The organism is Salinicola acroporae, from assembly GCF_003206615.1.
GTDB lineage: Bacteria > Pseudomonadota > Gammaproteobacteria > Pseudomonadales > Halomonadaceae > Salinicola > Salinicola acroporae.
Genome location: NZ_PZJW01000007.1, coordinates 145459 through 170549, shown reverse-complemented (window position 1 = coordinate 170549; position 25091 = coordinate 145459). Strand labels below are relative to the sequence as shown.

Sequence of the window (25091 nt, the reverse complement as noted above, 5' to 3'; positions counted from 1 at the left end):
ACAATGCAACCGATCGCGCAACTGGAAGGTCAGTTCACCGATGTCGATGGCCGTTACGCCATCGTCGTGGGCCGCTTCAATCACCATGTCGTCGACAGCCTCGTCGAGGGCGCCGTCGACAGCCTGACGCGGCATGGCGTCAGTGAAGAGAACATCGAGCTGATCCATGTCCCCGGCGCCTGGGAGCTGCCGTTGGCGGTCAAGCGCGTACTCCAGGTTTCCCGGCCCGATGCCGTCGTCGCGCTGGGCGCGGTGATCCGTGGCGGCACGCCGCACTTCGAGTATGTCGCGGGCAACTGCAACTCGTCGTTGAGCAGCCTGCAATTGGAGTTCGCGACCCCCATTGCCAATGGCGTGCTGACGGTCAACTCGATCGACCAGGCCGTCGAGCGTGCCGGCACCAAGGCTGGCAACAAAGGCACCGAGGCGGCCATGGCGGCGATGGAAATGGTCTCGCTGTTCAAGCGGCTGGGAGGCGAGGCATGAGTTCACCGTCACGTCAGCCGACGCCGGCCCAGGAATCCCGCCGCGCCGCCCGAGAGCTTGCCGTCCAAGGGCTTTATCAGTGGCAGATGACCGGCAAGTCGATCACGGCCGTCGAGGCCGAGTTCCGTTCCCAGATCGCCGATGAGGATCTTGAGGATCACGAGAACTGGCACAAGGTCATGGAGATTGCCGACAAGGCGCTGTTCCACGACCTGCTCCACAACACGGCCAACAACCGCGCGGAGCTGGACGCAGCGATTGCGCCGCTGCTCGATCGGCGCCTGGAGGATCTGGACCGCATCGAACTGGCGATTCTGCGCCTCGGCACATACGAGTTGTCGCGCCGTCCCGAGGTGCCCTACCGGGCCGTGATCAACGAAGGGGTGGAGCTGGCCAAGATATTCGGCGCCACCGACGGCCACAAATACGTCAACGGCATACTCGACAAGCTCGCCTCGCGGCTGCGGGGTGCCGAGGTCGCTGCACGCCGTCGTTGACATGAGTCGCACCTCCTTGAGCGAATTCGACCTGATCGCTCGCTACCTGTCGCGGCCCGCGACAGCCGGGCGTAGCGATGTCGTCGTCGGCAACGGCGACGACTGCGCCGTGCTGGCACTCTCCCCGGGGCAGCAGCTGGCGGTCAGCGTCGATACCTCTGTGGTCGACATCCATTTCCCCCATGATGCACCGCCTGCTGCCATCGGCCATCGCGCCCTGGCCGTGGCCTTGAGCGATCTTGCCGCGATGGGCGCGAGAGCCCGCTGGTGCTGCCTAGCGCTGACGCTTCCCGCGGCCGATCCGGCGTGGCTCGAGGCCTTCGCCGACGGCTTCCGCGAATTGGCCGAACGCAGCGGCTGCGAGCTGGTCGGCGGCGATGTCACTCGCGGTGCGCTGACGATCGGTGTGACGGTCCACGGCGAAGTTCCGGCCGGGCAGGCGCTGCAGCGTCGCGGAGCCCGTGAAGGCGACCTGGTCGCGGTGACCGGCTATCCGGGACGGGCGGCCGAAGGGCTTGCACGCTGGCAGCAGGGTGAGCGCAACCCGGAGCATCCTCTGCTCGAGGCGTATCTGCGTCCCGAGCCTCGGCTGTCGGCGGGGGCGTTGCTGAGAGGGCTGGCCACCAGCGCCATCGATATCTCCGACGGCTTGCTGGCGGATCTCCAGCATCTGCTCTCCGCCTCCGGGCTAGGCGCCCGGCTCGACCTCGAGGCGTTGCCGCTGGCGACGCCGCTACGCGCGACGCTGGAGCTGGACGAGGTGCGGCAGCGAGTGCTCAATGGTGGCGATGACTACGAGCTGCTGGTAACGGTGGCTGCCGCAGATCTTGCCGAGGCGCAGCGCCGTCTGTCGTCGCTCCACCTGCCGTTGACGCCGATCGGGCGAATTGTCGATGCCGAAGGCATTCACGGCATCGACTCCCGCTATCTCGAGCGTCAGGGTTGGGATCACTTTCCGGAGGTTCTCTCATGAACCGGGCTCCCGCGAGTGTCTGGCGCCGACCGACCCATTTCCTGGCCTTCGGGCTGGGCAGTGGTGCCGTGCCGTTCGCCCCCGGGACTTTCGGGACGCTGGCGGCAATACCCTTCTACTGGTTGATGTCGGGCCTGCCGCTGGCGATCTACATGGGGCTGATGGGCGTGGCGACGCTGGTCGGGATCTGGCTCTGCGAAACGACCTCCCGCGATCTCGGGGTGCACGATCACTCGGGTATCGTTTGGGACGAGTTCGTGGGCTACTGGCTCACGATGGCGGCGGTTCCGTTTTCCTGGGAGGCCGCGCTGTGGGGATTCGTGGTGTTCCGGGTCTTCGATATCCTCAAGCCCTGGCCGATTCGGTGGGTGGACCGCCGGGTCGCCGGGGGGATCGGCATCATGTTCGACGATATCCTTGCCGGCGTGTATGCCTGGAGCACGATGCACCTCTGGTTCTGGCTGCATTGAGCCGCGAATCACGAATCACGAGAACAAGGTCAGTCGCTGACAGGGGCCCGAGACGTCGCCCGGGAAGGTCGCATTATTGGGGCTCCCGGCAAGCGTCGAGTACGACGACGAGCAAGGTGAAGCGCAAGGCGCAAGGGACATGGAGCACGAGTCACGACATGGCGTTGGGCAAGTGTCGATCGGACTGGCGTCCCAGTACCCCGTAGCGATTCGCCCGAGCAGGCATTGATGCCGTGTTCTCCTAACCGCATTTCTATCGTCAACGTCTGGAGCAGTGCATGCGTAAATGGATGATCGCAGGAGCGGTCGTGATCGTGTTGGCTGGCGGCGGTTACCTGGGGGCTCAGGCCTATTCCAGCCAGCGCTTCGATAGCGAGATGGACAAGCTGGTCGCGCGGCTTGACGCTCGCCCCGACTGGAACGTCTCGCGCGAGGATGTCGACAGCGGCTGGTTTCACTCCTCCGGCCGCATCGAGGCCCGCTACGTGGCGGTAGCGCGGGACGCGAATGCCGTCTCCATCGAGATCCCGTATCGGGCGAATCATGGCCTGCTCGAGACGACGCTGGATGGCGAAACCCAGGTGACGGACGGCGACGGCCGGTTGCTGTTCGGCGACGTCCTCGAGAGCCAGGGGCCGATGACCTGGAGTGGGCGCTTCCTGACCCGCGAACAGAAGCTGGAGGGCCACTTCATCCTACCGAGTTTCTCGCAGACGGTCACCGTGCCGGCGCGAGAAGTCGCGGGGGAGATGACGCCGGCTCGCGACATGCAACTGGAGTCTGCCGAATCGACGCTCGACCTCGAGCAGGTCGACGATCGTGTCACGTTGAAAGGCGCGGTGCCGCGGCTAAGACTGACCGACGACCAGGCCGATGTCCTGATCGAGGGGGCGACGGTTTCCGGAACGTTCGAGGGCGACGACCAGGCTTTCCGCCAGCAAATGGCGCTGACGTTCCCGACCACGACGGTCACGCCCAGCGGCAGCCCCAGCGTGATCACCCGGGATATCGGCTACACGGTGAAGGCGGCGCTCGACGCCGATCAGTTGACGATGCAACTGAAAGCCGATCTGGGCGATACCCGAATCCATGATCAATCGGTTTTCAGCGGCGGCTTTACGCTGGCGCTGGATCGGATCGATGGTGACGCCTATCGGGCATTGACGAAGGCGCTGGAAGAGAATCTGACCGAGATACAGGCCGCAGCCGACGCTGACGACGACCGGGCCCTGGAGTCCGCGTTGGCGCCGCTGCAACCGTCGATTCAGGCGCTGCTCGCGGGATCGCCACGCCTGTCGCTGGAGAATCTGGACGCTGACAGCCCGATGCTGGGCATGAAGATGCGCGGTGAAGGAGAGCTCAGTCTCGACGGCGCCGGCATCGAAGACTGGGATCCCGAGACGATGAGCGACGCGTCGCTGGAGAGCGAGTTCGTGCGCCGTCTGCAGGGCCGTCTGACTCTTGAGGGCGCGCCGGCAGTGCTGCTGATGACGCTCGGCCTGCCGCTGGGCAGCGACCCGCTGCAGGTCGAACTGGCGGATGGCATTCTCGATATCGATGGTCAGCGGATACCGCTGTTGCCGCCGGCGAACGACGCGAACTGACGTCGTTTTCGGGCGCCTGAAGGGGTCGCGCTTGCGGGCGCGGCCCGATGATTTCCACGGCGATCTCCAGTCGCTGACTTGAACTCCCGCCCCGGTGCCCACATCCCTTGGTCATTCGGCCAGCTTTGGCCTCGAACTCAGGGTGAATGATGAGCGAACACGACCGCGACGCCACGGATTACTTCGAAGCCAGCCAAACCGCTCCTGGAGACGACCCCAAGTCGCAGCACGCCGCCGGTGCCGTCGTCCCTTCCGGTGATTATCTGCCGGAACGGATCTACCTCCTCCCCATCCACAACCGGCCTTTCTTCCCCGCTCAGGTGCAGCCGCTGATCATCCAGCGCCAGCGCTGGGAGGAGACCATGAAGCGCGTCGCCAATACCCCTCATCACATGGTGGGCGTGGCGTTCGTCGGCGACGTGGGCATGGACGAACTGAACCCCGGCAGCTTCCCGGAGATCGGCACGGCGGTGAAGGTGCATCGCAACCAGACCGAGGAGCAGCAGATTCAGTTCATCGCTCAGGGGATGCGGCGCTTTCGTATTCACCGCTGGCTGTCGAAGACACCGCCCTACCTGGTGGAGGTCTCCTATCCTCGCGAGCCGGTCGATGCGGAAGCGGAGGAAGCGCGTGCCTACGCGATGTCACTGATCAACGGGATCAAGGAACTGCTCCCCATCAACCCGCTCTACGGCGAGGAGTTGAAGAGTTATCTCAACCGCTTCAGCCCGCACGAGCCGGGGCCGTTGACCGACTTCGCCGCAGCCATCACCTCCGCCAAGGGCAAGGAGCTGCAGAACGTGCTCGAGACCCTGCCGATCATGGACCGGATGCAGAAGGTGCTGCCGCTGCTGCGCAAGGAGATCGAGGTCGCCCAGTTGCAGAACCAGATCAGCGAGCAGGTCAACTCGCAGATGCAGGAGCGCCAGCGCGAGTTCTTCCTTCGCGAGCAGCTCAAGGTGATCCAGAAAGAGCTCGGCATCTCCAAGGACGATCGCGAGAGCGATGTCGATACCTTTCGCGGCCGTCTCGAGACACTGCGGGTGCCAGAGCGGGTTCAGGAACGCATCGACGACGAGCTGAACAAGCTATCGGTGCTGGAGACCGGCTCGCCGGAATATGGCACCACCCGCAACTATCTCGACTGGCTGACGGCACTCCCCTGGGGGATCACTTCGGAGGACCAGCTCGATCTCAAGCGGGCTCGCGGTGTGCTCGATCGCGATCACGACGGGTTGAACGACGTCAAGGAGCGCATCATCGAGTTCCTGGCGGAAGGTTCGTTCAAGGGCGACGTGGGCGGCTCCATCGTGCTGCTGGTCGGCCCTCCCGGGGTGGGCAAGACCTCTGTCGGCCGGTCGATCGCCGATGCCCTGGGGCGCAAGTTCTACCGTTTCTCGGTGGGCGGCATGCGCGACGAGGCGGAGATCAAGGGCCATCGCCGGACCTATATCGGTGCCATGCCGGGCAAGCTGGTGCAGGCGCTCAAGGAGGTGGAGGTCGAGAACCCGGTGATCATGCTCGACGAGATCGACAAGATGGGGCAGTCGTTCCAGGGCGATCCGGCCTCGGCGCTGCTGGAGGTGCTCGACCCCGAGCAGAATGTCGATTTCCTCGATCACTATCTCGACGTGCGCCTGGATCTCTCCAAGGTGCTGTTCGTCTGTACCGCCAACCAGCTCGACACCATTCCGGGGCCGCTGCTCGACCGCATGGAGCAGATTCGGCTGTCGGGATACATCGCCGAAGAGAAGATGGCGATCGCCAAGCACCATCTGTGGCCAAAACTGCTCAAGCGCGATCTTATCCCCAAGAAACGCATCAACCTGACCGACGCCGCGCTCAAGCAGGTGATCGAAGGCTACGCCCGCGAGGCGGGCGTACGCCAGCTCGAGAAGCAGCTCCACCGCATCGTGCGCAAGGCGGCGGTCAAGATGCTCGAGCAGAACCAGGAGACGGTCAAGGTCTCGGTCAACAACCTGGAGGAGTTCCTTGGCGCGCCGCTGTTCCGCAAGGAGAAGGTGCTCAAGGGCGTCGGCGTGGTCACCGGACTGGCCTGGACCGCGATGGGCGGTGCCACGCTGCCGATCGAAGCGACCAAGGTGCATGCGCTGACACGTGGCTTCAAGCTCACCGGCAAGCTGGGTGAGGTGATGCAGGAGTCGGCCAATATCGCCTACAGCTACACCCTGGGCCACCTGGGTGAGTACGGCGCCGACGCCGACTTCTTCAACGACGCCTTCGTCCATCTCCATGTGCCAGAGGGTGCCACGCCCAAGGATGGCCCTTCGGCGGGCGTGACCATGACCACGGCGCTGATGTCGCTGGCCCGGAACCAGAGCATCGACAGGCCGCTGGCGATGACCGGCGAGCTGACCCTGACCGGGCAGGTGCTTCCGGTCGGCGGCATCCGCGAGAAGGTGATCGCTGCCCGGCGCAGCGACATCTTCGAACTGATCCTGCCTGAGGCCAACAAGCGCGATTACGACGAGTTGCCGGACTATCTCAAGGCGGGAATGACCGTGCATTTCGCCAAGGTCTACCAGGATGTCGCCAAGGTCGTGTTCGGGCGTTGAGATTGGCCTCTGGCATGCCGCAAAAGGGCGTCATGGTATGCTGACGGTGACGCCGGCGTGACGATCGGCGAAGGAACGAGGAGCATGACGTGGTAAACGACAAGGCAATACAACGATCGCGCTGGTTGATCATGGCGACTTGGGCGGTGTTGGCGATGGTGATGCTGAGTGCCTGCAGTTACCATCCGGCACGCATCGAGTCCGAGCCCGCGGTAATCATTGGTGACGGTGATCATCGTCACGGCGACGGTGACTTCTGTCCGCCGGGGCAGGCGAAAAAAGGGAACTGCTGAGGCATTCGCTGTCTCGACCGGTCACAAGCGGCGGCGCATCATGCGCCGCCGCTTGCGTTGACGGGTTGCGCTGCAGGGGCGTCAGGCCGACAATCGCGCTTCATCGCCTCGATTGTGGGTCCACGCCATGTCTCTCGAAAGTGCCGTCACCTACCTGCTGGCCATTTTCCTGTTCGCCATCACGCCGGGTCCGGGCGTGTTCGCGCTGATCGCCACGGGCATGAACGCGGGCTTTCGTCGATGCCTGTCGATGGCGGCGGGCATGATACTCAGCGACGTGCTCTATCTGCTGCTCGCGACCTTCGGCTTGGCCACCATCGCCGAGCACTGGGGGGAAGTCTTCGGCGTGATCCGGATCCTGGGGGCGCTATATCTTTTCTATCTCGGTTGGAAGTTGTGGAGAGCGCCGGTGCAAAGCGCCGAGGTGGCGTCGCCCGGTCAGTCGGGGGGCAATCTGGCCGGGGGCGCGCAGGGATTTCTTATCTCTGCCTCGAATCCCAAGGTGATCCTGTTCTATATCGCTTTTTTACCCACGTTCGTCGACCTCGAGCGGCTCGGCGGTTCCGCCCTGGCGCTGTTGATCGTGCTGACGGTCGCTGGCTTGATGGCAGGGCTCTGCCTGATCGCTGCCAGTGCGGCCAGAGCGCGGCGAGCCTTGCGTTCGCCCCGCGCGCAGCGCCGATTGAACCGGAGCGCCGGATCGCTGATGATCGGCGCTGGCGCGCTACTGATAGCGAAAAGTTGACGGAGAGGGCTACCTGGCCCTCGTCACTCGTCGTCGCCGTAGTACTGTACGCCGAGCTTGATCAGGTCGCGGCCCTGGGCCTTGCGGTGGAGGTTGGAGTCGCGTAGCGAGTAGACGCAGCCGCAATACTCCTGCTGGTAGAAACGTTCGCGCTTGCTGATCTCGATCATGCGTTTCGAGCCACCTTTCTTGCGCCAGTTGTAATCCCAGTACTCGATCCCCTCGTAAGGCGCCGCGGCGCGGTGACCGCAGTCGTTGATCTGGTTCATGTCCTTCCAGCGCGAGATGCCGAGCGAGCTGGAAATCAGTGTATAGCCGTGCTCCTTGGCGTAGAGTGCCGTACGTTCGAAACGCATGTCGAAGCACATGGTGCAACGAATGCCGCGCTCCGGCTCATACTCCATTCCCTTGGCGCGGGCGAACCAGTTGTCGGTATCGTAGTCGGCATCGATGAACTCGATGCCGTGCTGCTCGGCGAAGCGGATGTTCTCCTCCTTGCGCAGCAGGTACTCCTTCTCGGGGTGGATATTCGGGTTGTAGAAGAAGATCGCGTAGTCAATGCCGGAGGCGTGCAGCGCTTCCATGACCTCCCCCGAGCAGGGGGCGCAGCAGGAGTGAAGCAGCAGCTTGGCGTGCCCTTGGGGCAGGTGGAGCGTCTGGCGCTCGTCGGCGGTGGACATGGTGGAATTGGCCCGGTCGTGAAGCGATTGCTGAATCACCGTTCATGTTGCGTCGCGAGCTTGGTGTCGTCAACGTCGAGTCCCTTCAGCGGCGTTGACGCCGGCCACTGACCAGGGCCACCCCAGCGGCGGCGATGGCCATGCCCAGCCAGGCAACAGGGGGCATGGCTTCGTCGATCAGCCACCATGAAAACAGTGCCGCGCAGGGCGGCACCAAGTAGAACAGGGCGGATACCCGGGAGGCCTCGCCGCGACGGATCATCGCCAGCAGCAGCGAGATGGCAATCAATGAATTGCCGATGACCAGGTAGGCCAGCGATCCGATCAGTGCGCCGTTCAGCTCGAGCGTGAAGTGGCTGAAGAGCGCGATCAGCGGCAGGGTCGTGATCAAACCGGTCAGATACTGGATGAGATTGGCGCTGATCGGGTGGAGCGGCTCGCCAAAGCGCTTCTCGTAGAGGGTCGCACCGCTCATTCCCAACAGGGCGGCCAAGGCCAGCAGCAAGCCGCCGGCCGTCGTGCCTTCCACGGTGGAGCGACCGACGATGACCACCACGGCGCCCACGAAGCCCAGCACAAAGCCGATCCAGCGCCGCTTGCCGATGGTTTCTCCCACCATGGTCGGAGCCGCCAGGGCGACCAGTATCGGCTGCAGCGACACGATCAGCGCCACCACGCCGGCGGAACTGCCGAGGGCAAAGGCGCTGTAGCAGCAGCCGAAGTAGATGGTCTGGATCAGGAAGCCGACCATCGCCTGATGGCCCCAGGCGCCGAGTCGGGTCGGCATCGGTGGGCGCAGCCATAGCCAGACCGGCAACATGATCAGCAGCACCAGCATGAAACGAAGTCCCAGGAACAGCAGCGGGTCGACATGCTGCGTGCCGATCTTGGCAACCGGGAATCCCAGTGACCACAACAGCAGGAAGAGCCCCGGCGCCGTCGCGAGCCAGAGGGGCTGATGCCCGCGAACGGACGCCTCCGCCGTGGAGCGTTCAGTCATGTCGATCCCATATGGAAGTGGTGGCAACGTGGCACGCAAGCCCGCGCCATCGGCCGTCCCCGGAAGGGGACGGCCGTGTCGGGCTTTTCGCGGCTGGGTGTCTCAGCCTCGATCCACCGATAGACCGGCCCAGGACTGGCACACCGGCATCAGTTCAAGACGGTTGATGTTGAGATGTGGTGGCAGCGTCGCGGCCAGGAACACCTGCTCGGCGACATCTTCCGGCTGGATCGGCTCAACGCCGCCGTAGAGCTTGTCATGAGCGCTCTGGTCGCCCTTCATCCGGACCAGCGTGAACTCGGTTTCCGACATGCCGGGGGCGATATCGGTGACGCGAACGCCGGTGCCCTTGAGATCGCAGCGCAGGTTGTAGGAGAACTGATTGACGAACGCCTTGGAGGCGCCATAGACATGGCTGCCGGAATAGGGCCATAACGCCGCGGTGGAGCTGATATTGATGATGGCCGCGCCGCGGCCGACATCGATCAGCGTCGGCAGCAGCGTGCGCGTCACGTTGACCAGGCCGGTGATGTTGGTGTCGATGACCGTCTGCCAGTCGTCCAGGCTGGCCTCCTGGGCCGGGCCGGCACCCAGCGCCAGTCCGGCATTGTTGACCAGTACCTTCACCGCCTTGAAATCCGATGGCAGCTCCTCGACCACCCGAGCGACCGCATCCCGGTCGCGCACGTCCAAGGTGGCGACGTGAACCGGGACCTGGCTTTCCAACTCGCGTTTGACCGCTTCCAGACGCTCCTGGCGACGACCGCTGAGTACCAGCGCCCAGCCGGCTTTGGCAAAGCGGTGAGCGCAGGCACGCCCGAACCCCGAGGTGGCTCCGGTGATGAACGCGACGGGGGATTGCTGATTCATGGTGACTCCTGATCGAGATGAGTTTGGGGCGTGGCAAGGGAATCCCGGGCAAGACGCCGAAGCATGGGGCAGGGCGTGGGTGTGCCGATGACCCCGTCAGGGCAGTGCCCGAGCGTCGTTGCATGGCGACATCATCAGGACGTTTGTGTAAAAACGAGTGATTCCCAGTGTCGCGGCACGGTTTTCGTTGCGATGTTGTTACACTTTGACGACGATCATGACACGATCCGCGCCTACCTTCGCGGCGTGCCCCCGCCCTTCGATAATAACCCTATAACAACCCCGCGCAATCGCTTCGCTGAGCATTGGCCGTCTTTTACGGCGCCGTCTCGGGCATCGCGCTCACAGGCACTGGATGCGCCTCGAAGCCTCGTTCGTCGATCACGTCGTCAGGTACTGTCCGGCGGTAAGAAAGGAGGTGGCAGGATGTCCACTAGCAAACGACAGCGATATTACGGTCTCGAATGGCTGCGCTTTCTGATGGCGCTGTGGATGGTCGCCTATCACTTCGGCGGTATCTACAGCGACATGCCGGCGATGCTGAGAAGCTTTATCGGCATGGGTTTTTTCGCGACCAGCACGTTTTTCATGCTGTCCGGATTCCTGCTCGCCCACGTGGCGCTGGATCATGCCGGAGAGATGAAGATGCATGGCCCGGCGTTCGTCGCCAAACGCTTGTGCAATCTCTATCCGATTCATGTCATGACGATGCTGCTGTCGATCGGATTGTTGTTGATTCAGTACCCCATCCGCCCCGAAGGGGTCCATGTCTATTTCAATACGCATCCCTATTATCCGCTGAGTGATGCGGTGAGGGCCGACTTCGCCGAGCGGTTGTCGTGGCCCAGTGCCATTGGCCATATCGCGCTGCAGCTGACGCTCCTTCAGGCCTGGGAGCCACGGTTTCTGTGGCTCAATGGGGCGTCGTGGTCGATCTCCGCGCTGCTTTTCTTCTACGCCTGCTTCCCATGGCTGGCGCCGCGACTGATGCGGGTCCAGCGGTGGGGCCTGGTGCTGCTGGGCCTCTGGGGGCTCTACGCGTTGGGGCCGCTCGTCGCCACGCTGGCGGGGTCGTTCGATTACGTAACGGTCGGGGTGCTCCATCGCAACCCGTTGTTTCGCCTGCCAGAGTTCCTCACGGGCGTCGTGCTCTATCGTGCCTGGCAGTCCCCTCGCGTGGGCGACCTGATACAGCGGTTCCGCTATCCACTGCTGGCGCTGGGCCTGTGCGGCGTTCCGGTCGGGGTCCTGCTATTGAAAATGGATGGATTGCACCTCTACTACCTGACCCACAATGGCCTGCTGCTGCCATTCCAGGCGCTGGTGCTGCTGAGCGTGTGTGCCTTCTCGGCTCCGCGAAGTGCAACGGTCAGGGCCTGGGCGCAGCGACTGGGGGAGTCAGCGCTGTGCATTTTCGCCCTGCACACGCCACTGATCGGTCCGACCGCGAGAGCGACCCGCTGGCTCCTGCAGCGATGGCACGAGAGCTGGGTCGTGGACAGCAGCAACGTGGCGCTCAAGTTCGCGATACCGCTGTGGACCATGGCTTTCCATCTCGCGATGATCGTCGTCCTGGCGCTCCTGATGCAGCGCTTCGTGGTCGCACCGACACGTCGATGGCTGGAAGCGCGATTGCCGTCGGCTTGGCAACGGCGATCGGTGTCGCAAGCGGTCCAGGCGTGAGTTCGCTGGCGAAGCACGGCACCGCAGGGAGATGTTCCGGGCTCGCCAGGCTGTGGCGAGATCGTCGACCATCGCGATGAGGTCGGTTTCGAAATGGGCGTCACGGTGAACCGTATCGGTCAGCGTCGTCAGAACCAAGCTTGTCGACTTTCCCTTGCCATGGAACCTTGCCGTTCGAGATGCGATACCCTAATAAGTGAAGGTGCCTCGCCGGGTTGTTCCGCGAAGCGATAGCGAATTCATCTCTAAGGGACGCAGCATGAAGGGATCCATCCGTGTGGGGCTGGTCGGCTACGGCATGGCCAGCAAACGGTTCCACGCGCCGCTGATCAATGCTCAGGACGGCCTGTCTCTGGTTGCCGTGGCAAGCCGGGATGCCGGCAAGGTGAACGCCGACTGGCCAAGCGTGCCGGTGGAGTCGACACCGCAGGCGCTGTTCGAGCGTGCCGATATCGATCTGATCGTCATACCCACGCCCAACGCAACGCACTATTCGCTGGTCAGCGAGGCGCTGGCAGCAGGCAAGCATGTCGTAGTCGACAAGCCCTTCACCGTGACGGCGGACGAAGCCCGCAAGCTGTGCGAGCAGGCTGACAAGGCCGGACGCCTGCTGTCGGTCTTTCACAACCGGCGCTGGGACTCGGATTTCCTGACGGTACGCAACCTCATCGATAGCCGATCGCTGGGCAGGATCGTCCATTTCGAGTCTCACTTCGATCGCTTCCGGCCGGAGGTTGCCCAGCGCTGGCGTGAAGCTCCCGCCCCCGGCGCCGGTGCCTGGTTCGACCTCGGCTCGCACCTGCTCGATCAGAGCCTGGTGCTGTTTGGCGTGCCGGAGTCGATCTCGCTCGATCTGGCCTGCCAGCGGGACGGTGCCAAGGTCGACGACTATTTCCACGCCGTGCTGCACTATCGGGAGTGCCGCGTGATCCTCCACGGCGGTACCTTGGTCGCCGCGCCCGGCGCACGCTTCACCGTTCACGGTACCCGTGCCAGCTATGTCAAGCATGGTCTCGACCCGCAGGAGGACATGCTCAAGCGTGGCGACCGGCAGCCGTCGCCCCACTGGGGAGAGGATTGGCGCCACGGCATGCTGACGATCGGCCAGGTACGCGAAGGTATTCAGCCGGAACTGCACGAGGTGCCGACCCTGCCCGGCGACTATCTCGCCTACTACGCGGGCGTTCGCGACGCCATTCGGGGCGATGCGCCACTGCCCGTGACGGCCGAAGCCGCGCTGGAGGTGATGCGCTTGCTGGAAGCGGGAATCCGAAGCGCCGAGTCGGGGCAGGTCGTTACGCTGTCGTGAGGTGGTGCTGACTTTCGGTCCGGGAACAATGACATCGAGCCAGCGAAATCGCTGACTCGATGCGTCGTGACACCGGGGACGACCCTCTGCATGACTTATTTCGGAATGAGGTCGCCCGCCAGGCGGGCAGAAGCGTTGTCATGGGCGCTGGCCCCGGCCGGTATCTCCTCTGGCGATCGCAGTTCGCCATTGCGCTTGAGCAGCCACGAGGCGATCGCTGGTGCCATCAGCGCCGAGACCAGCACGCAGGCCGCGACCTGGGTCGTGGCGACACCGACATAGGGTTGCAGCGACGGGTCGGCCGCAGCGGCGATTGCCGGTGTGGCGATGGAGTTGCCCGCGGTGGTGCCGGCGGCAAAGCCGATTCCGCTGCGCCTGCCGCGTTTCAACAGATATCGATAGCCGAGATAGACCAGTCCACCGGTGAACGGGGCGACGAGCAGGCCCAGCGCCAGCCCGGTCAGACCGCCATGGAGCACGTCGGCCAGATTGATGCCGGTGCCGAGGCCGAATGAGAAGAAGGGGATCACCATCTCCGGCACCGGGCGCATGACCTCTGTCCATTTGGGGTCGAGATTGCCGACCAGAATCCCCAGCAGCAGCGGGACGATCGCTGCCATGAACACTTCCAGCGGGATATCGGCCAGGCCCGACGCACCGATCAGAATCAGGGTGAAGAAGGGGCCGTCGTTGATGGCGCTGGCGATATAGGCACCGCGATCGCGCTGGTCGCCGTAGCGGCCGGTGAAGGCGAGCCAGATACCGCCGTTGCTGTTGTCCATCGCGGCCAGCATGGCCAGGATCGAGATCCCGAACAGGCCCTGCATGCCGGTGGTCAGACCCAGGATCGCGATCAGCACACCGGGGACCAGGCTCTTGGCCAGGAGTATGACACTGGCGGTGCCGACGATAGGGCCGGCGTTGCGCGGTGTGATCTGCATGCCGGTGGCGAAGATAACCAGTGCCATGAACGCCATGGCGCCGTCCTTGAACAGCGCAGTGGTGAAACTGCCGATCTCCAGTGCGGCGGGCGCGAGCGTGCCGACGATCGATCCGAGAATCAGCGGAATGATCATCAGACCGCCGGGGATGCGGTTGAGCGTGTCGTAGATGGGAACGCGCGATACCGGAATCGACATGTGATCTTCTCCATGCCAGAGCGAAAGGGGGCGCCGTCGACGACGGCGCCGTTGGAGATGGTCTGCGGGGTGAGGCTAGTTGGGAGCTCGAGGGCCCTGCGAACTCAGGTGATGACGCCGATCTGCCAGGGCACGAACTCCTGCTGGCCGTAGCCGTGGCGTTCGCTGCGGCTGCGCTCGCCGGAGGCCAGGGTCAGGAAGCGCTGGAATATCTGCTCGCCTAGCTGCTCCATGTCGATATCGCCATCGATCAGCGCGCCACAGTTGATATCCATGTCGTCCGACTGATGGCGCCATAGCGCGCTGTTGGTGGATAGCTTCATGGACGGCACCGGCGCGCAGCCGAAGGCGCTGCCGCGACCGGTGGTGAAGGCGATCAGGTTGCAGCCACTGGCGACCTGGCCGGTGACCGAGACCGGGTCGAAGCCAGGGGAATCCATGAATGCCAGACCGCGCTCGCGCATCGGTTCGGCATACTCAAGCACCTCGACCAGCGGCGTGGTGCCGGCCTTGGCCACCGCGCCCAGCGATTTCTCGAGGATCGTGGTCAGGCCGCCCGCCTTGTTGCCGGCGGAGGGATTGTTGTCGAGCGATGCGCCGCGAACCCGGCAGAACGCTTCCCACCAGTGGATGCGCTCGATCAATTTGTGGGCGACGGCCGGGCTCACCGCCCGTCGTGTCAGCAAGTGCTCGGCGCCGTAGACTTCCGGCGTCTCGGCAAGCACGGCACTGCCGCCGTGGGCAATGAGGCGGTCGACGGCGGCACCCAGCGCCGGATTGGCGGTGATCCCGGAATAGCCATCGGAACCGCCACACTGTAGGGCGACCCGGAGATGCTCGACGGAACACGGTGTGCGTTCGACCTGGTTGGCTTCCGCCAGCAGCAGCTCGATATGGCGGATCCCCTCGGCGATGGCCTTGGTGGTGCCGCCGATCTGTTGAATCGTGAACGGGTGAAGCTTGGGCCCGGGCTCGAGGCCCTGGGACTCGATCAGGGTGTCGATCTGATTGGTCTCGCAGCCCAGGCCAATGACCAGCACGGCGGCGAAATTGACGTGTCGCGCGTAGCCGGCGAGCGTACGCTGGAGCATCTCCAGGGCCTCGCCATCCGCAGCTACCGCGCATCCCACGCCGTGGGTCAGTGCCACGACGCCATCCACGTTGGGGTAGGGGGCCATTGCTTCGGGATGGACGTCCCGGCGGAAATGATCGGCGATGGCGTGAGCGACCGTGGCGGAGCAGTTGACCGAGGTGAGAATGCCGATGTAGTTGCGTGTCGCGACCCGACCATCCGCACGCTGGATACCCAGGAAAGTGGCGGCGGGAGAGACCCGCGCGACGGGCGTGACCTCGCTGCCGATGGCATAGTCCTTGACGTAGCCCTTGGCGTCGCCGTGTTCGTGGCCGTCACCCTCGAGGTCGCCGATGCCGAGATTGTGGACATGGACATGATCGCCGGACGCGATGCCGCGGGTGGCGCGGCCGATGATCTGACCGTAGCGTCGGACCATGTCGCCCGGTTGGAGCGCTCGGATCGCGATCTTGTGCGCGGCCGGCACGGCGCTGGTCAGGACGATGCCCGGCAGGATTTCGCTACCCTTCGGCAGCGGGAGACGGGCGATGACCACGTCATCGCGTTCGTGCAGCCGGATGATCGAGGCAGGGGCCTCGGTGGTGTGTTCGATCAATGCCATCAATCGGTTCCTCGGGCAAGTCGTGCCACTTTGGTCTATGCAGCTTTATCTTTAAGTCTTTTTGAATCAATCGGTTATTATACTTCCGTTTGGTTACACCCTATCCGGTCACTCTCTGGCGAACTACTGAGAGTTACTGATCGAATGATAACGACCGCGTATTCGTCCAAAGTCTTAAGGTGTGTGCGAAAAGCCGACGAGTGCGGGCAGGACAAGGCAAAATCGGCAAAAAACGGACCAGGCCGGCGCTTGTTAACGCCGTAATGTCGAGCGTGGGCAGTTTTCGTATCAAGCCTAATTGCGGTCACGTCGTAAGCGAGAGGAGTCGTCGATGCCCCCGACGTTGGAGACACTGATGTCGCGGCTGCGCTTGCGCCAGTTGCGGTTGCTGATGGCGCTGGATGAGTGCGGCTCGATCCACAAGGCTGCCGAGCAGGTGGCGATCTCCCAACCGGGGGCGACGCGGGCACTCAACGAGATCGAGTCGACGCTGGGCGCGTCGCTGTTCCTACGCAGTGCGAGAGGGCTCGAGGCCAATGATCTGGGGCGCTGCGTGGTGCGCTACGCGAGGCTGATCCAGACCGACGTGGCGCATCTGCGCGAGGAGATGATCGGCATTCAGCAGGGGTACGGCGGGCATCTGGCCGTCGGCGGTACCATGGGCGCCATCGCCGCGATCGTCGAGGCAATCGTCAAGGTGCGTGCCGAACAGCCCTCGTTGTCGTTGCAGGTGATCGAAGATACCAGCGAAGGGCTGCTTCGCTTGCTCGACCAAGGGCGAATCGACGTCGCATTGTGTCGCTCCAGCTTCGGCAGGCGGCCCTCAGACTACCACTGTCACGGCCATTTCCCCGAGCCGCTCTGGGTCGTTGCCAATCCCGGACATCCGTTGGTCGAGGTCGAGGCGCCCGATTTCACCGCCTTGGCCAGACAGACCTGGATCGTCTACCCCGTCAGCATGCCGCGAATGCTGGAACAGGAGTTCGTTGCCGCGGGGCTCTCGCAGCCGGTGCAGTCGATCGAAATTTCATCGACCTATGCGATCCTGGCCATGCTGGAGCAGGATGCAGGCGTCCTGGCGCTGCTGCCTGAGCGCATCGCCCAGGAGCAGGTGAGGCGGGGGCAGGTGGCGCGGATCCGCTATCGGCTCAGAACGCGAAATCCCGCGTTCGAGTTGCTCTGGCGCCGGGACAGGGAGCTTTCTCCCGCCGCGAGGAGATTCCTCGAGTGTTATGACGCTGGCATCGAGGGCGACGCCGATATTTGCTGATTGGCGGTTTTTTGTCTAGGTTTTGTATAGCTTGTTGAGTCAAGCCTGGTGACGCAAACGGAAAAGACGGATTCCGTTGGACCGGCGTCACACGTAGAGATGAATTAAGGAGGATTCACATGAAGACATTGAATGCAGCCATTTTCGCCGCGCTCATCGCCCTTCCCACCGCTGTCGCGTTCGCGCAGGACGAGGCGCCCAGCGTGAGCCCCGAGACCGGCTCCGCCAATACCCAATCCGGCGGTGCATCGCCGACAATGGCCGAGGGGGCGACCGCATCGGACAGCGCCAGCAAGAAGTTGCCGACCGAGAACAATCTGCCCGATGAAGACAATGGGCAGACCGGGTCGGCCAACACTCAGCCTGGCAGCATGAAGGTCGAGGGCGCTACCGCTCAGGACACGTCGGCAGCGCAGGGGCCGGTGGCCGACGACATGGAAGGCAACCATGGCGTCGACTCCGCCCAGGACGTCAATCCCAACTGATCGGGTCTCTGCTCGCGATAGACGTTTCGCAGTACTGGCCCTGCCGTTCGCTCGCCCCGCTCAGCGGGGCGAGCGTCGTTTGCCATGCGCAATTTGCTGGCGCCCGCCGGTGTGGTCCTCACCACCAGCTTTCGGAGACTTGCTCGCTGCGCAATTTTTCACGTGCGATGAACAGGGCGGCAATGGCGCGCCCTTCGTGAAAATCATCCCGTGCCAGCAGTCCGGAGATGTCGTCGATGGCATGGGTCTCCACGATCAGCGGCTCGGGCTCATCGCCCTCCAAGCGCTTTTCGTAGAGATCGCTAGCCAGCATTACCTGAATACGGTGGTTCATGTAGTTGGGTGCCAGCGACAGCTCCACCAGTGGCTCGATGCGATTGGCGCCGTATCCGCACTCTTCCATGAGCTCTCGATTGGCCGCGGTGATGATGTCTTCGCCGGGATCGACCAGGCCCTTGGGTAGCGTCAACGTATATTCGTCGAAGCCTGCCGCGTATTCCCGAATCAGCAAGACATGATCGGGGTCGGGCATGGCGACCAGCATCACCGCGCCGCGACCCTTGCCCTTCAAGCGTTCGAAAGTCCGTTCCGCGCCGTTGGCGAAGCGCAGGTCGAGCGATTCGATGGCAAACAGTTCGCTCTGGGCAACGGTGCGCCGCGCGAGAAGCGTCGGCCGGGTCAAGACGGGTGGGGGGGAATCAGTCGGCGCCATGCGGCCTCCGTGCATCGGGCGGGTTGCACTGGGTACAATAATCGACGCTTGTCTCCGTGGGAAATGCCCGATCCCTCCTCGCGTTGGAAGGGGCCCGACACGAGACGATTTCCTTCACTGACGGCCGGGGTTCTTTCGATGATCGACTGGAGCGCCATCGACACCGTTTTTCTGGACATGGACGGTACGCTGCTCGATCTCCATTTCGACAGCCACTTCTGGCTCGAGCATCTGCCGCGCCGCTATGTCGAGCTACATCGGCTCGACGACACTCATCGCACGGCGCTGGAGTCGCGTATCCACGATGCCAGAGGGACGCTGGATTGGTACAGCCTGGCCTACTGGAGCCGCGAGTTGTCGCTGGATATCGTCGTGCTCAAGCGCGAGGTCGCACACCTGATCGGATGGCGTGCCGATGCCCTGGCCTTCATGGAGTGGCTGAAGGCGTCGCCGCTGGACGTGGTCCTGGCGACCAATGCCGATCGTGAGAGCCTTGGTCTCAAGTTGCCGTTGACCGGGCTGGATCGCTATGTCGATCGGATCGTGTCATCAGCGGATGTGGGGGTTCCCAAGGAGCAACTGGCGTTCTGGTCGGCCATGCAGACGCTGCACCCCTTCGACCCGGCACGCAGCCTGTTCATCGACGACAACGCCGACGTGCTCGAAAGCGCCCGGCGATATGGCATTCGCCACCTGCTGGGCATCCATCAACCGGATAGCCGCAAGGTCGGGAGCGACCATCCGTCGTTCACCGTCATCGAGCAGTTTGCATCGCTTTTGCCCGCGCGACCGGGTTGAAGCGGGCACTGCCCATCCCCATCTATGCCGGTCGAGGTAATTGACCCATGAGTGAAACGGTACGTATCGACAAGTGGTTGTGGGCGGCGCGCTTTTTCAAGACGCGTCAACTGGCCAAGAAGGCGATCGAGGGCGGCAAGGTCCGCTACAACGGCAGCCGCGTCAAGACCAGCAGGAACGTCGAGGTCGGCGCTCTGATCGAACTGCCGCAAGGCTGGGACAACGTGACCGTCGAGGTCGTGGCGCTCTCGGACCAACGCCGTGGCGCCCCGGAGGCTCGAGAACTCTACGCCGAGACCTCCGAAAGCCTGGATCGGCGAGAGCGGGAAGCGCATCAGCGCAAACTCGCCAATCAGGTGATGCAACCGCCGATCAAGCGGCCCGACAAGCGCCAGCGTCGCGATATCCATCGATTCCAGCGCCAGCACGCCGATGATTGACGTCCCGCGCTCGTGGCGTCGCCCACTACCTGCCCTCACCGGGCGATCCTGCGATTGTCCTGGTGCCCGACGAGATCCGATCCATGAACGATGAAATCCAACGCTTCCTGTTTGACGACACCAACGTGCGCGGCGAGATCGTGCAGCTGGAAACCGCCTACGGGGAGGTGCTCGCCCGCCAGGACTACCCCGCACCGATTCGCCATCAGTTGGGCGAACTGCTGAGCGCCGTCGCCTTGCTGACCGAAACCGTCAAGCTCGATGGCACCGTCAGCCTGGAGGTGCGCGGCAAGCAGGGAGTCGACGTGCTGATGGCGGAATCCAACCCCGGTGGTCAACTGCGAGCCATCGCGCGGTACGACGAGAACCAGATCTTCGCCGACGATGCTTCGTTGCGGCAGCTGGTAGGCGATGGGCAGATCGTGATCACCCTCGACCCCGTCGAGGGCAATCGCTACCAGGGGATCGTGGCGCTGGAGCATGACCAGCTCGCCGGTTGCCTGGAAGCCTATTTCGCCCAGTCGGAACAGCTGGCGACGCGGCTATGGCTGAGCGCCGACGGGCAGCGCAGCGCCGGACTGCTGCTCCAGCAACTGCCGGACGATGCCTCCAACCAGGATGCCGATGCCTGGGATCGGGTGGTTCATCTGGCGGCGACGATCACCGCCGACGAGATGCTGACGCTACCGGCGCAGGACGTGCTTTACCGTCTGTTCCACGAAGAGACCACGCGCGTCTTCGACCCCAAGGCGCTGGCGTTCGGCTGCACCTGCTCGCGGGAGCGCATCGCCAACGCGCTGCATACCTTCGGTGCCGACGAGCTGCGAAGCATTCTGAACGAGCAGAAAGCGGTCGATACGCAGTGCCATTTTTGTCATACGCAGTACCATTTTAGTGCGGCAGACATCGAGGCGATCATCGACTCCCCCGAGGCGCCATCACCGACGCTTCACTAGTAGCGCCGCTATTCGTCGAGCGCAACGGCTGCGCCGCGAGCAGCAGGCCTTTGATCAAAGCCGAATTGACATCGAGCGTCCAGCGTTTGCGCGCTGGGCGCTTTTTGCCATAATGGCGATCCTTTTTCGCCTGCCATGGCGTCGAGGCCGCCGGTCCGATCGAGAACGGTGTCGTCGAGGTGGCGGGTTCTCAACGCTGTGAAACGACACGAAAACAGAGGCCCTCGAGCCCAGGATTGGATAATGACCACCTCTCAAGCCATCTCCCAGGCTGCTGGCGCGAAAGCGCACACTCATTTGACCGCGGCCGAGCTGGTCGAATATGCCCTGGCGAGGGGCGAAGGCGTGCTGGCCGACAATGGCGCGCTGGTGGTGGAAACGGGCGAGCGTACCGGCCGGTCCACGTTGGACCGTTTCATCGTCGAGGAGCCCTCGACCTCGGATCTGATCGACTGGGGTCAGGTCAACCGTCCGATCGGGCCGGACGTGTTCGATGCGCTGTGGGAGCGGGTCGAGGACTATCTCGCGGGGGGAGAGACCTTCGTTTCGGAACTTCACGTCGGTGCCGATCCCGAATACTACCTGCCGATTCGCGTCGTCACCCAGAAGGCGTGGCACAGTCTCTACGGACGCAATCTGTTCGTGCGCCCCGAAAACTGGAATCCCAAGGACAAGAGCGAGTGGACGGTGCTGAGCGCACCTGACTTCGTCTGCGAGCCGCAGCGCGATGGTACTCGCTCCGAAAGCACGGTGATGATCAACTTCGCCCGTCGCCGGGTGCTGCTGGCCGGCATGCGCTATGCGGGCGAAATGAAGAAAGCGATGTTCTCGGTTCAGAATTTTCTGCTGCCTGAGAAGGACGTATTGCCGATGCACTGCAGCGCCAACGTCGGCGAGGATGGCGAAACCACGCTGTTCTTCGGCCTGTCCGGCACCGGCAAGACCACGCTGTCGGCGGATCCCGAGCGCTATCTGATCGGCGATGACGAGCATGGCTGGGGCGAGGGCACCGTCTTCAACTTCGAAGGGGGGTGCTACGCCAAGACCATCGACCTGTCACGCAAGAACGAACCGATCATCTGGGATGCCATACGGTTCGGCACCGTGCTGGAAAACGTGGTGCTGACGGAAGGCCGCGTTCCCGACTATGCCGATGACAGCCTGACCCAGAACGGCCGGGCCGGGTATCCGCTCGAATTCGTCGACAAGCGGGTGGCGGAGAATCGCGCCGGCGAACCCAGCGCGATCATCTTCCTGACCTGCGACATGAGCGGCGTGTTGCCGCCTGTCTCGCTGCTCTCCAAGGAAGCGGCTGCCTATCACTTTCTCTCCGGCTATACGGCGAAGGTCGGGTCGACCGAGATGGGTTCCACCAGTGGTCTGGAGGCGACCTTTTCCACCTGTTTCGGGGCGCCATTCTTCCCGCGCCCGGCCCACGAATACGCCGAGCTACTGATCAAGCGTATCGAAGCGTTCGAATCCCGGGTCTATCTGGTCAACACGGGTTGGTGCGGTGGCGCCTACGGCCAGGGCGGCAGCCGCTTCAGTATTCCGACCACCCGGGCGATCATCCGCGCCATTCAGGAGGGGGAGCTGAAAGATGTCGAGACGCGCCATATCCCAGGGCTGAACCTGAATGTGCCGGTGGCCGTGGAGGGCGTCGATGCCAAGCTGCTCGACCCGCGCGATGCGTGGGAGGATCGGGAAGCCTATCGAGAACAGATGAACGCGTTGATCGCCAAGTTCACGGACAATTTCGACAAGTTCGACGATGTCGATTCGGCGATTCTGGCCGCTGGCCCGCAGCGGCTCTGACCGGCCCGTCGAGAGACGACTGCCAGTCGCCAGTATGGTTTCGGCCCACTCGGCATTGCATCTTGGGGATGGCCATCGGCCATCCCTTTCTGTTTCCGGCGCGGCGATGCGCCGGAGAGTGAGCCCCGTGCGTCGCTGTGCTAACGTGGCGCGATCTTGTCCATCGTGATGATTTTCATGTCCAACACCCAATCCGTAATCACCGCGCTGATCGCCGACGAACTCGGCGTTCGGCCTCCTCAGGTCCATGCCGCCGTCGAACTGCTGGATGGCGGCGCCACCGTCCCGTTCATCGCCCGCTACCGCAAGGAAGTCACCGGCGGGCTCGACGATGGCCAGCTCCGCACGCTGGAAGAGCGTCTGCGCTACCTGCGTGAAATGGAAGAACGGCGCGAAGCGATTCTGCAGGCGGTCGAGGAGCAGGGGCAGATGAGCGAGGCGCTCCGGGCCGAGCTGCTGGCGGCGACCACCAAGCAGCGGCTGGAAGATCTCTATCTGCCTTATCGGAAGAAACGCCGGACCAAGGCCCAGATCGCCCGGGAAGCCGGGCTGGAGCCCTTGGCCGATCGGCTGCTGGCCGAGCCGAATCTGGACCCGGAGCGTGAGGCGGCGGCGTTCGTCGACAGCGCGACCGGCGCCAGCCATGGGATCGAGGACGCCAAGGGCGCGCTGGACGGTGCTAAGCAGATCCTGATGGAGCGCTTCAGCGAAGAGGCCGAGCTGGTTGGACGGTTACGTGAGCGGCTATGGGAGGATGGCCAGCTTCGCGCCCGTCTGGTCAAGGGCAAGGAGGCGGAAGGTAGCAAGTTCTCGGATTATTTCGAGCACGACGAGGCACTGGCCAAGACGCCGTCGCACCGTGCGCTGGCGATGTTCCGGGGGCGCAAGGAAGGGGTGCTGGCGCTCTCGCTGGTCATGGCCGGCGAGGACGATGCGCCCATCCATCCTGCCGAGGTCGCGATCGCCCGCCATGTCGGTATCGAACTGGGGGCCGAGCAGGCCGCTTCCCGATGGCTGAAGGAGGTGGTGCGCTGGACCTGGAAGGTGAAACTCTACACCCATCTGGAAACCGAACTGATGGGGCGTCTGCGCGAGCGGGCCGAGCAGGAGGCGATCGATGTCTTTGCCGCCAACCTCAAGGACCTGCTGCTGGCGGCACCCGCCGGACCGCGCACCACGCTGGGACTCGACCCCGGCCAGCGCACCGGCTGCAAGGTCGCCGTCGTCGATGCCACCGGGCGTTTCCTGGAGCAGGCCGTCATCTATCCGCACGCGCCGCAGAAGCGCTGGGACGAGGCGCTGGCGACGCTGGCCGGGCTGGTCGAACGCCATGACGTCTCGTTGGTGGCGATCGGCAACGGTACCGCCAGCCGTGAAACCGACAAGCTGGCCGCCGAACTGGTCAAGCGCGTGGCGCCACGCCAGCTCACCAAGGTGATGGTGAGTGAAGCCGGCGCCTCGGTCTATTCGGCTTCGGAGCTGGCGGCCAGGGAGTTCCCCGATCTCGATGTCTCGATTCGGGGGGCGGTGTCGATCGCCCGGCGCCTGCAGGACCCGCAGGCCGAACTGGTCAAGATCGATCCCAAGTCGATCGGCGTCGGCCAGTATCAGCACGACGTCTCTCAGGTGAACCTGTCTCGGAGCCTCGAGACGGTGATCGAGGACTGCGTCAACGCGGTGGGGGTGGATCTCAACACCGCCTCCAGCGCGCTGCTCTCCCGGGTATCCGGCCTCAGCGCCATGCTCGCCGACAATATCGTCGCGAGGCGCGACCGCGAGGGGCCGTTTCGCACTCGCCAGGAGCTCCTCGGTGTCGATAGGCTCGGCCCCAAGACGTTCGAGCAGTGCGCGGGCTTCCTGCGCATCATGGGGGGCACCAATCCGCTAGATGCCAGTGCGGTGCACCCGGAGGCCTATCCGCTGGTGGCGCGCATCGCCGAGCGCAACGGGCGGGAACTGGGCGGGCTGATCGGAGACAGCCGCTATCTCAAGACGCTCAAGCCCTCCGACTACGTCGACGAGGCGTTCGGGGTGCCGACGGTCATCGATATCCTGGCTGAACTCGACAAGCCTGGCCGCGATCCGCGTCCCGAGTTCAAGGCAGCGACCTTTCGCGAGGGCGTGGAGAAGATCGGCGACCTCGAGCCGGGCATGCTGCTGGAGGGCGTGGTCACCAACGTGACCCATTTCGGCGCCTTCATCGATATCGGGGTGCATCAGGATGGGCTGGTGCATATCTCCGCGCTGGCCGACAAGTTCGTCGACGACCCGCGGCAAGTGGTCAAGGCCGGCGATATCGTCAAGGTCAAGGTGATGGAGGTCGACGTGACGCGAAAGCGGATCGGCTTGACGATGCGACTGGGCGACGCACCCGGTGAGAAAGCAGCCCCCGGCGAGCGCAGGTCGGGTAGCGGCAAGCCTCATGGTGGTGCGCGAGGGCGTCAGCCGCGACAGAGCGGCAATGATCGCCAGCCCGCACCGCCGGGCGGCGCGATGGCCGAGGCCTTGCTCAAGGCACAGCGACGACGCTAGGGGCTATTGACGTTTCACGCACGAGCCCCGGATCTCGGGCCGCGAAGTCGTTAGCCTTGAAAGC

At 63.9% G+C, this 25091-nt stretch carries 23 protein-coding genes; 17 read left to right on the top strand and 6 right to left on the bottom strand.

All coding sequences use genetic code 11. The annotated features are described in order from the left end of the window. Nucleotides 1–3: 3 nt before the first annotated feature. The 8 genes from ribH to DOM54_RS13510 all read left to right on the top strand — a co-directional run bounded on the left by ribH (nt 4) and on the right by DOM54_RS13510 (nt 7644). A complete protein-coding gene (ribH, locus tag DOM54_RS13540) occupies nt 4–486 on the top strand; it encodes a 6,7-dimethyl-8-ribityllumazine synthase (RefSeq protein ID WP_110709533.1) in 483 nt (160 codons plus the stop codon). Then, nucleotides 483–983 (top strand): transcription antitermination factor NusB, encoded by a 501-nt coding sequence (gene nusB, locus DOM54_RS13535; protein WP_110603001.1) that lies wholly within the window; start codon nt 483–485, stop codon nt 981–983. The genes ribH and nusB overlap by 4 nt, the downstream gene beginning before the upstream one ends. 1 nt (nt 984) lies before the next feature. Then, nucleotides 985–1956, top strand: coding sequence for a thiamine-phosphate kinase (gene thiL, locus DOM54_RS13530; RefSeq protein WP_110716842.1), 972 nt, complete (start codon nt 985–987; stop codon nt 1954–1956). Further along, nucleotides 1953–2426, top strand: coding sequence for a phosphatidylglycerophosphatase A family protein (locus DOM54_RS13525; RefSeq protein ID WP_110603005.1), 474 nt, complete (start codon nt 1953–1955; stop codon nt 2424–2426). Before thiL ends, DOM54_RS13525 begins: the two co-directional genes overlap by 4 nt. A gap of 278 nt (nt 2427–2704) precedes the next feature. After that, complete coding sequence (locus tag DOM54_RS13520; RefSeq protein ID WP_110716841.1) at nt 2705–4030, top strand: DUF945 family protein; 1326 nt, start codon at nt 2705–2707, stop codon at nt 4028–4030. A 149-nt stretch (nt 4031–4179) separates the two neighbouring features. Beyond that, complete coding sequence (lon, locus tag DOM54_RS13515) at nt 4180–6606, top strand: endopeptidase La (RefSeq protein WP_110716920.1); 2427 nt, start codon at nt 4180–4182, stop codon at nt 6604–6606. A gap of 89 nt (nt 6607–6695) precedes the next feature. Continuing rightward, on the top strand, nt 6696–6899 hold the full coding sequence (locus DOM54_RS20085; protein ID WP_110603008.1) for a hypothetical protein: 204 nt from the start codon (nt 6696–6698) through the stop codon (nt 6897–6899). A 127-nt stretch (nt 6900–7026) separates the two neighbouring features. Then, nucleotides 7027–7644 (top strand): LysE family translocator, encoded by a 618-nt coding sequence (locus tag DOM54_RS13510; RefSeq protein WP_110716840.1) that lies wholly within the window; start codon nt 7027–7029, stop codon nt 7642–7644. Nucleotides 7645–7667: 23 nt separating this feature from the next. Here DOM54_RS13510 and DOM54_RS13505 read toward each other — a convergent pair whose 3' ends face one another. The 3 genes from DOM54_RS13505 to DOM54_RS13495 form a co-directional block, all read right to left on the bottom strand. Continuing rightward, on the bottom strand, nt 7668–8324 hold the full coding sequence (locus tag DOM54_RS13505; RefSeq protein WP_110716919.1) for an epoxyqueuosine reductase QueH: 657 nt from the start codon (nt 8322–8324) through the stop codon (nt 7668–7670). Between the two features lie 85 nt (nt 8325–8409). Further along, nucleotides 8410–9324: a DMT family transporter gene (locus DOM54_RS13500; RefSeq protein WP_110716839.1), complete on the bottom strand. Its 915-nt coding sequence runs from the start codon at nt 9322–9324 to the stop codon at nt 8410–8412. A gap of 102 nt (nt 9325–9426) precedes the next feature. After that, nucleotides 9427–10194, bottom strand: coding sequence for an SDR family NAD(P)-dependent oxidoreductase (locus tag DOM54_RS13495; RefSeq protein WP_110716838.1), 768 nt, complete (start codon nt 10192–10194; stop codon nt 9427–9429). Nucleotides 10195–10620: 426 nt separating this feature from the next. Here DOM54_RS13495 and DOM54_RS13490 point away from each other — a divergent pair, with 426 nt between their 5' ends. Next, the gene (locus DOM54_RS13490) at nt 10621–11877 is read left to right on the top strand and encodes an acyltransferase family protein (RefSeq protein WP_110716837.1); all 1257 of its coding nucleotides are present in this window, start codon (nt 10621–10623) and stop codon (nt 11875–11877) included. 259 nt (nt 11878–12136) lie between these two features. Beyond that, nucleotides 12137–13186 (top strand): oxidoreductase, encoded by a 1050-nt coding sequence (locus DOM54_RS13485; protein ID WP_110716836.1) that lies wholly within the window; start codon nt 12137–12139, stop codon nt 13184–13186. Nucleotides 13187–13281: 95 nt separating this feature from the next. On the opposite strand, the gene DOM54_RS13480 is transcribed toward DOM54_RS13485, so the two are convergent. Then, entirely contained in the window at nt 13282–14325 is a 1044-nt protein-coding gene (locus tag DOM54_RS13480; protein WP_110716835.1) for a 2-keto-3-deoxygluconate permease, read from the bottom strand. A gap of 104 nt (nt 14326–14429) precedes the next feature. Then, on the bottom strand, nt 14430–16019 hold the full coding sequence (locus DOM54_RS13475; protein WP_110716834.1) for a UxaA family hydrolase: 1590 nt from the start codon (nt 16017–16019) through the stop codon (nt 14430–14432). Nucleotides 16020–16350: 331 nt separating this feature from the next. Between DOM54_RS13475 and DOM54_RS13470 the strand changes: the two genes are divergently transcribed. Then, complete coding sequence (locus DOM54_RS13470; protein ID WP_110716833.1) at nt 16351–17289, top strand: LysR family transcriptional regulator; 939 nt, start codon at nt 16351–16353, stop codon at nt 17287–17289. A 119-nt stretch (nt 17290–17408) separates the two neighbouring features. Continuing rightward, entirely contained in the window at nt 17409–17774 is a 366-nt protein-coding gene (locus tag DOM54_RS13465; RefSeq protein WP_110716832.1) for a hypothetical protein, read from the top strand. Between the two features lie 118 nt (nt 17775–17892). Here DOM54_RS13465 and nudE read toward each other — a convergent pair whose 3' ends face one another. After that, nucleotides 17893–18486: an ADP compounds hydrolase NudE gene (gene nudE / locus DOM54_RS13460; protein ID WP_110716831.1), complete on the bottom strand. Its 594-nt coding sequence runs from the start codon at nt 18484–18486 to the stop codon at nt 17893–17895. Between the two features lie 138 nt (nt 18487–18624). On the opposite strand from nudE, the gene yrfG reads away from it, so the two are divergent. The 5 genes from yrfG to DOM54_RS13435 all read left to right on the top strand — a co-directional run bounded on the left by yrfG (nt 18625) and on the right by DOM54_RS13435 (nt 25027). Continuing rightward, on the top strand, nt 18625–19284 hold the full coding sequence (yrfG, locus tag DOM54_RS13455; protein WP_110716830.1) for a GMP/IMP nucleotidase: 660 nt from the start codon (nt 18625–18627) through the stop codon (nt 19282–19284). A gap of 47 nt (nt 19285–19331) precedes the next feature. Then, entirely contained in the window at nt 19332–19724 is a 393-nt protein-coding gene (locus DOM54_RS13450; protein ID WP_110716829.1) for an RNA-binding S4 domain-containing protein, read from the top strand. An 83-nt stretch (nt 19725–19807) separates the two neighbouring features. Continuing rightward, nucleotides 19808–20680 carry an Hsp33 family molecular chaperone HslO gene (gene hslO, locus DOM54_RS13445; protein ID WP_110716828.1) on the top strand — a complete coding sequence of 291 codons (873 nt, stop codon included), beginning with the start codon at nt 19808–19810 and terminating at the stop codon, nt 20678–20680. Nucleotides 20681–20923: 243 nt separating this feature from the next. Continuing rightward, nucleotides 20924–22495 (top strand): phosphoenolpyruvate carboxykinase, encoded by a 1572-nt coding sequence (locus DOM54_RS13440; RefSeq protein ID WP_110716827.1) that lies wholly within the window; start codon nt 20924–20926, stop codon nt 22493–22495. A 177-nt stretch (nt 22496–22672) separates the two neighbouring features. Beyond that, nucleotides 22673–25027: a Tex family protein gene (locus DOM54_RS13435; RefSeq protein ID WP_110716918.1), complete on the top strand. Its 2355-nt coding sequence runs from the start codon at nt 22673–22675 to the stop codon at nt 25025–25027. The last annotated feature ends 64 nt before the right edge of the window (nt 25028–25091 follow it).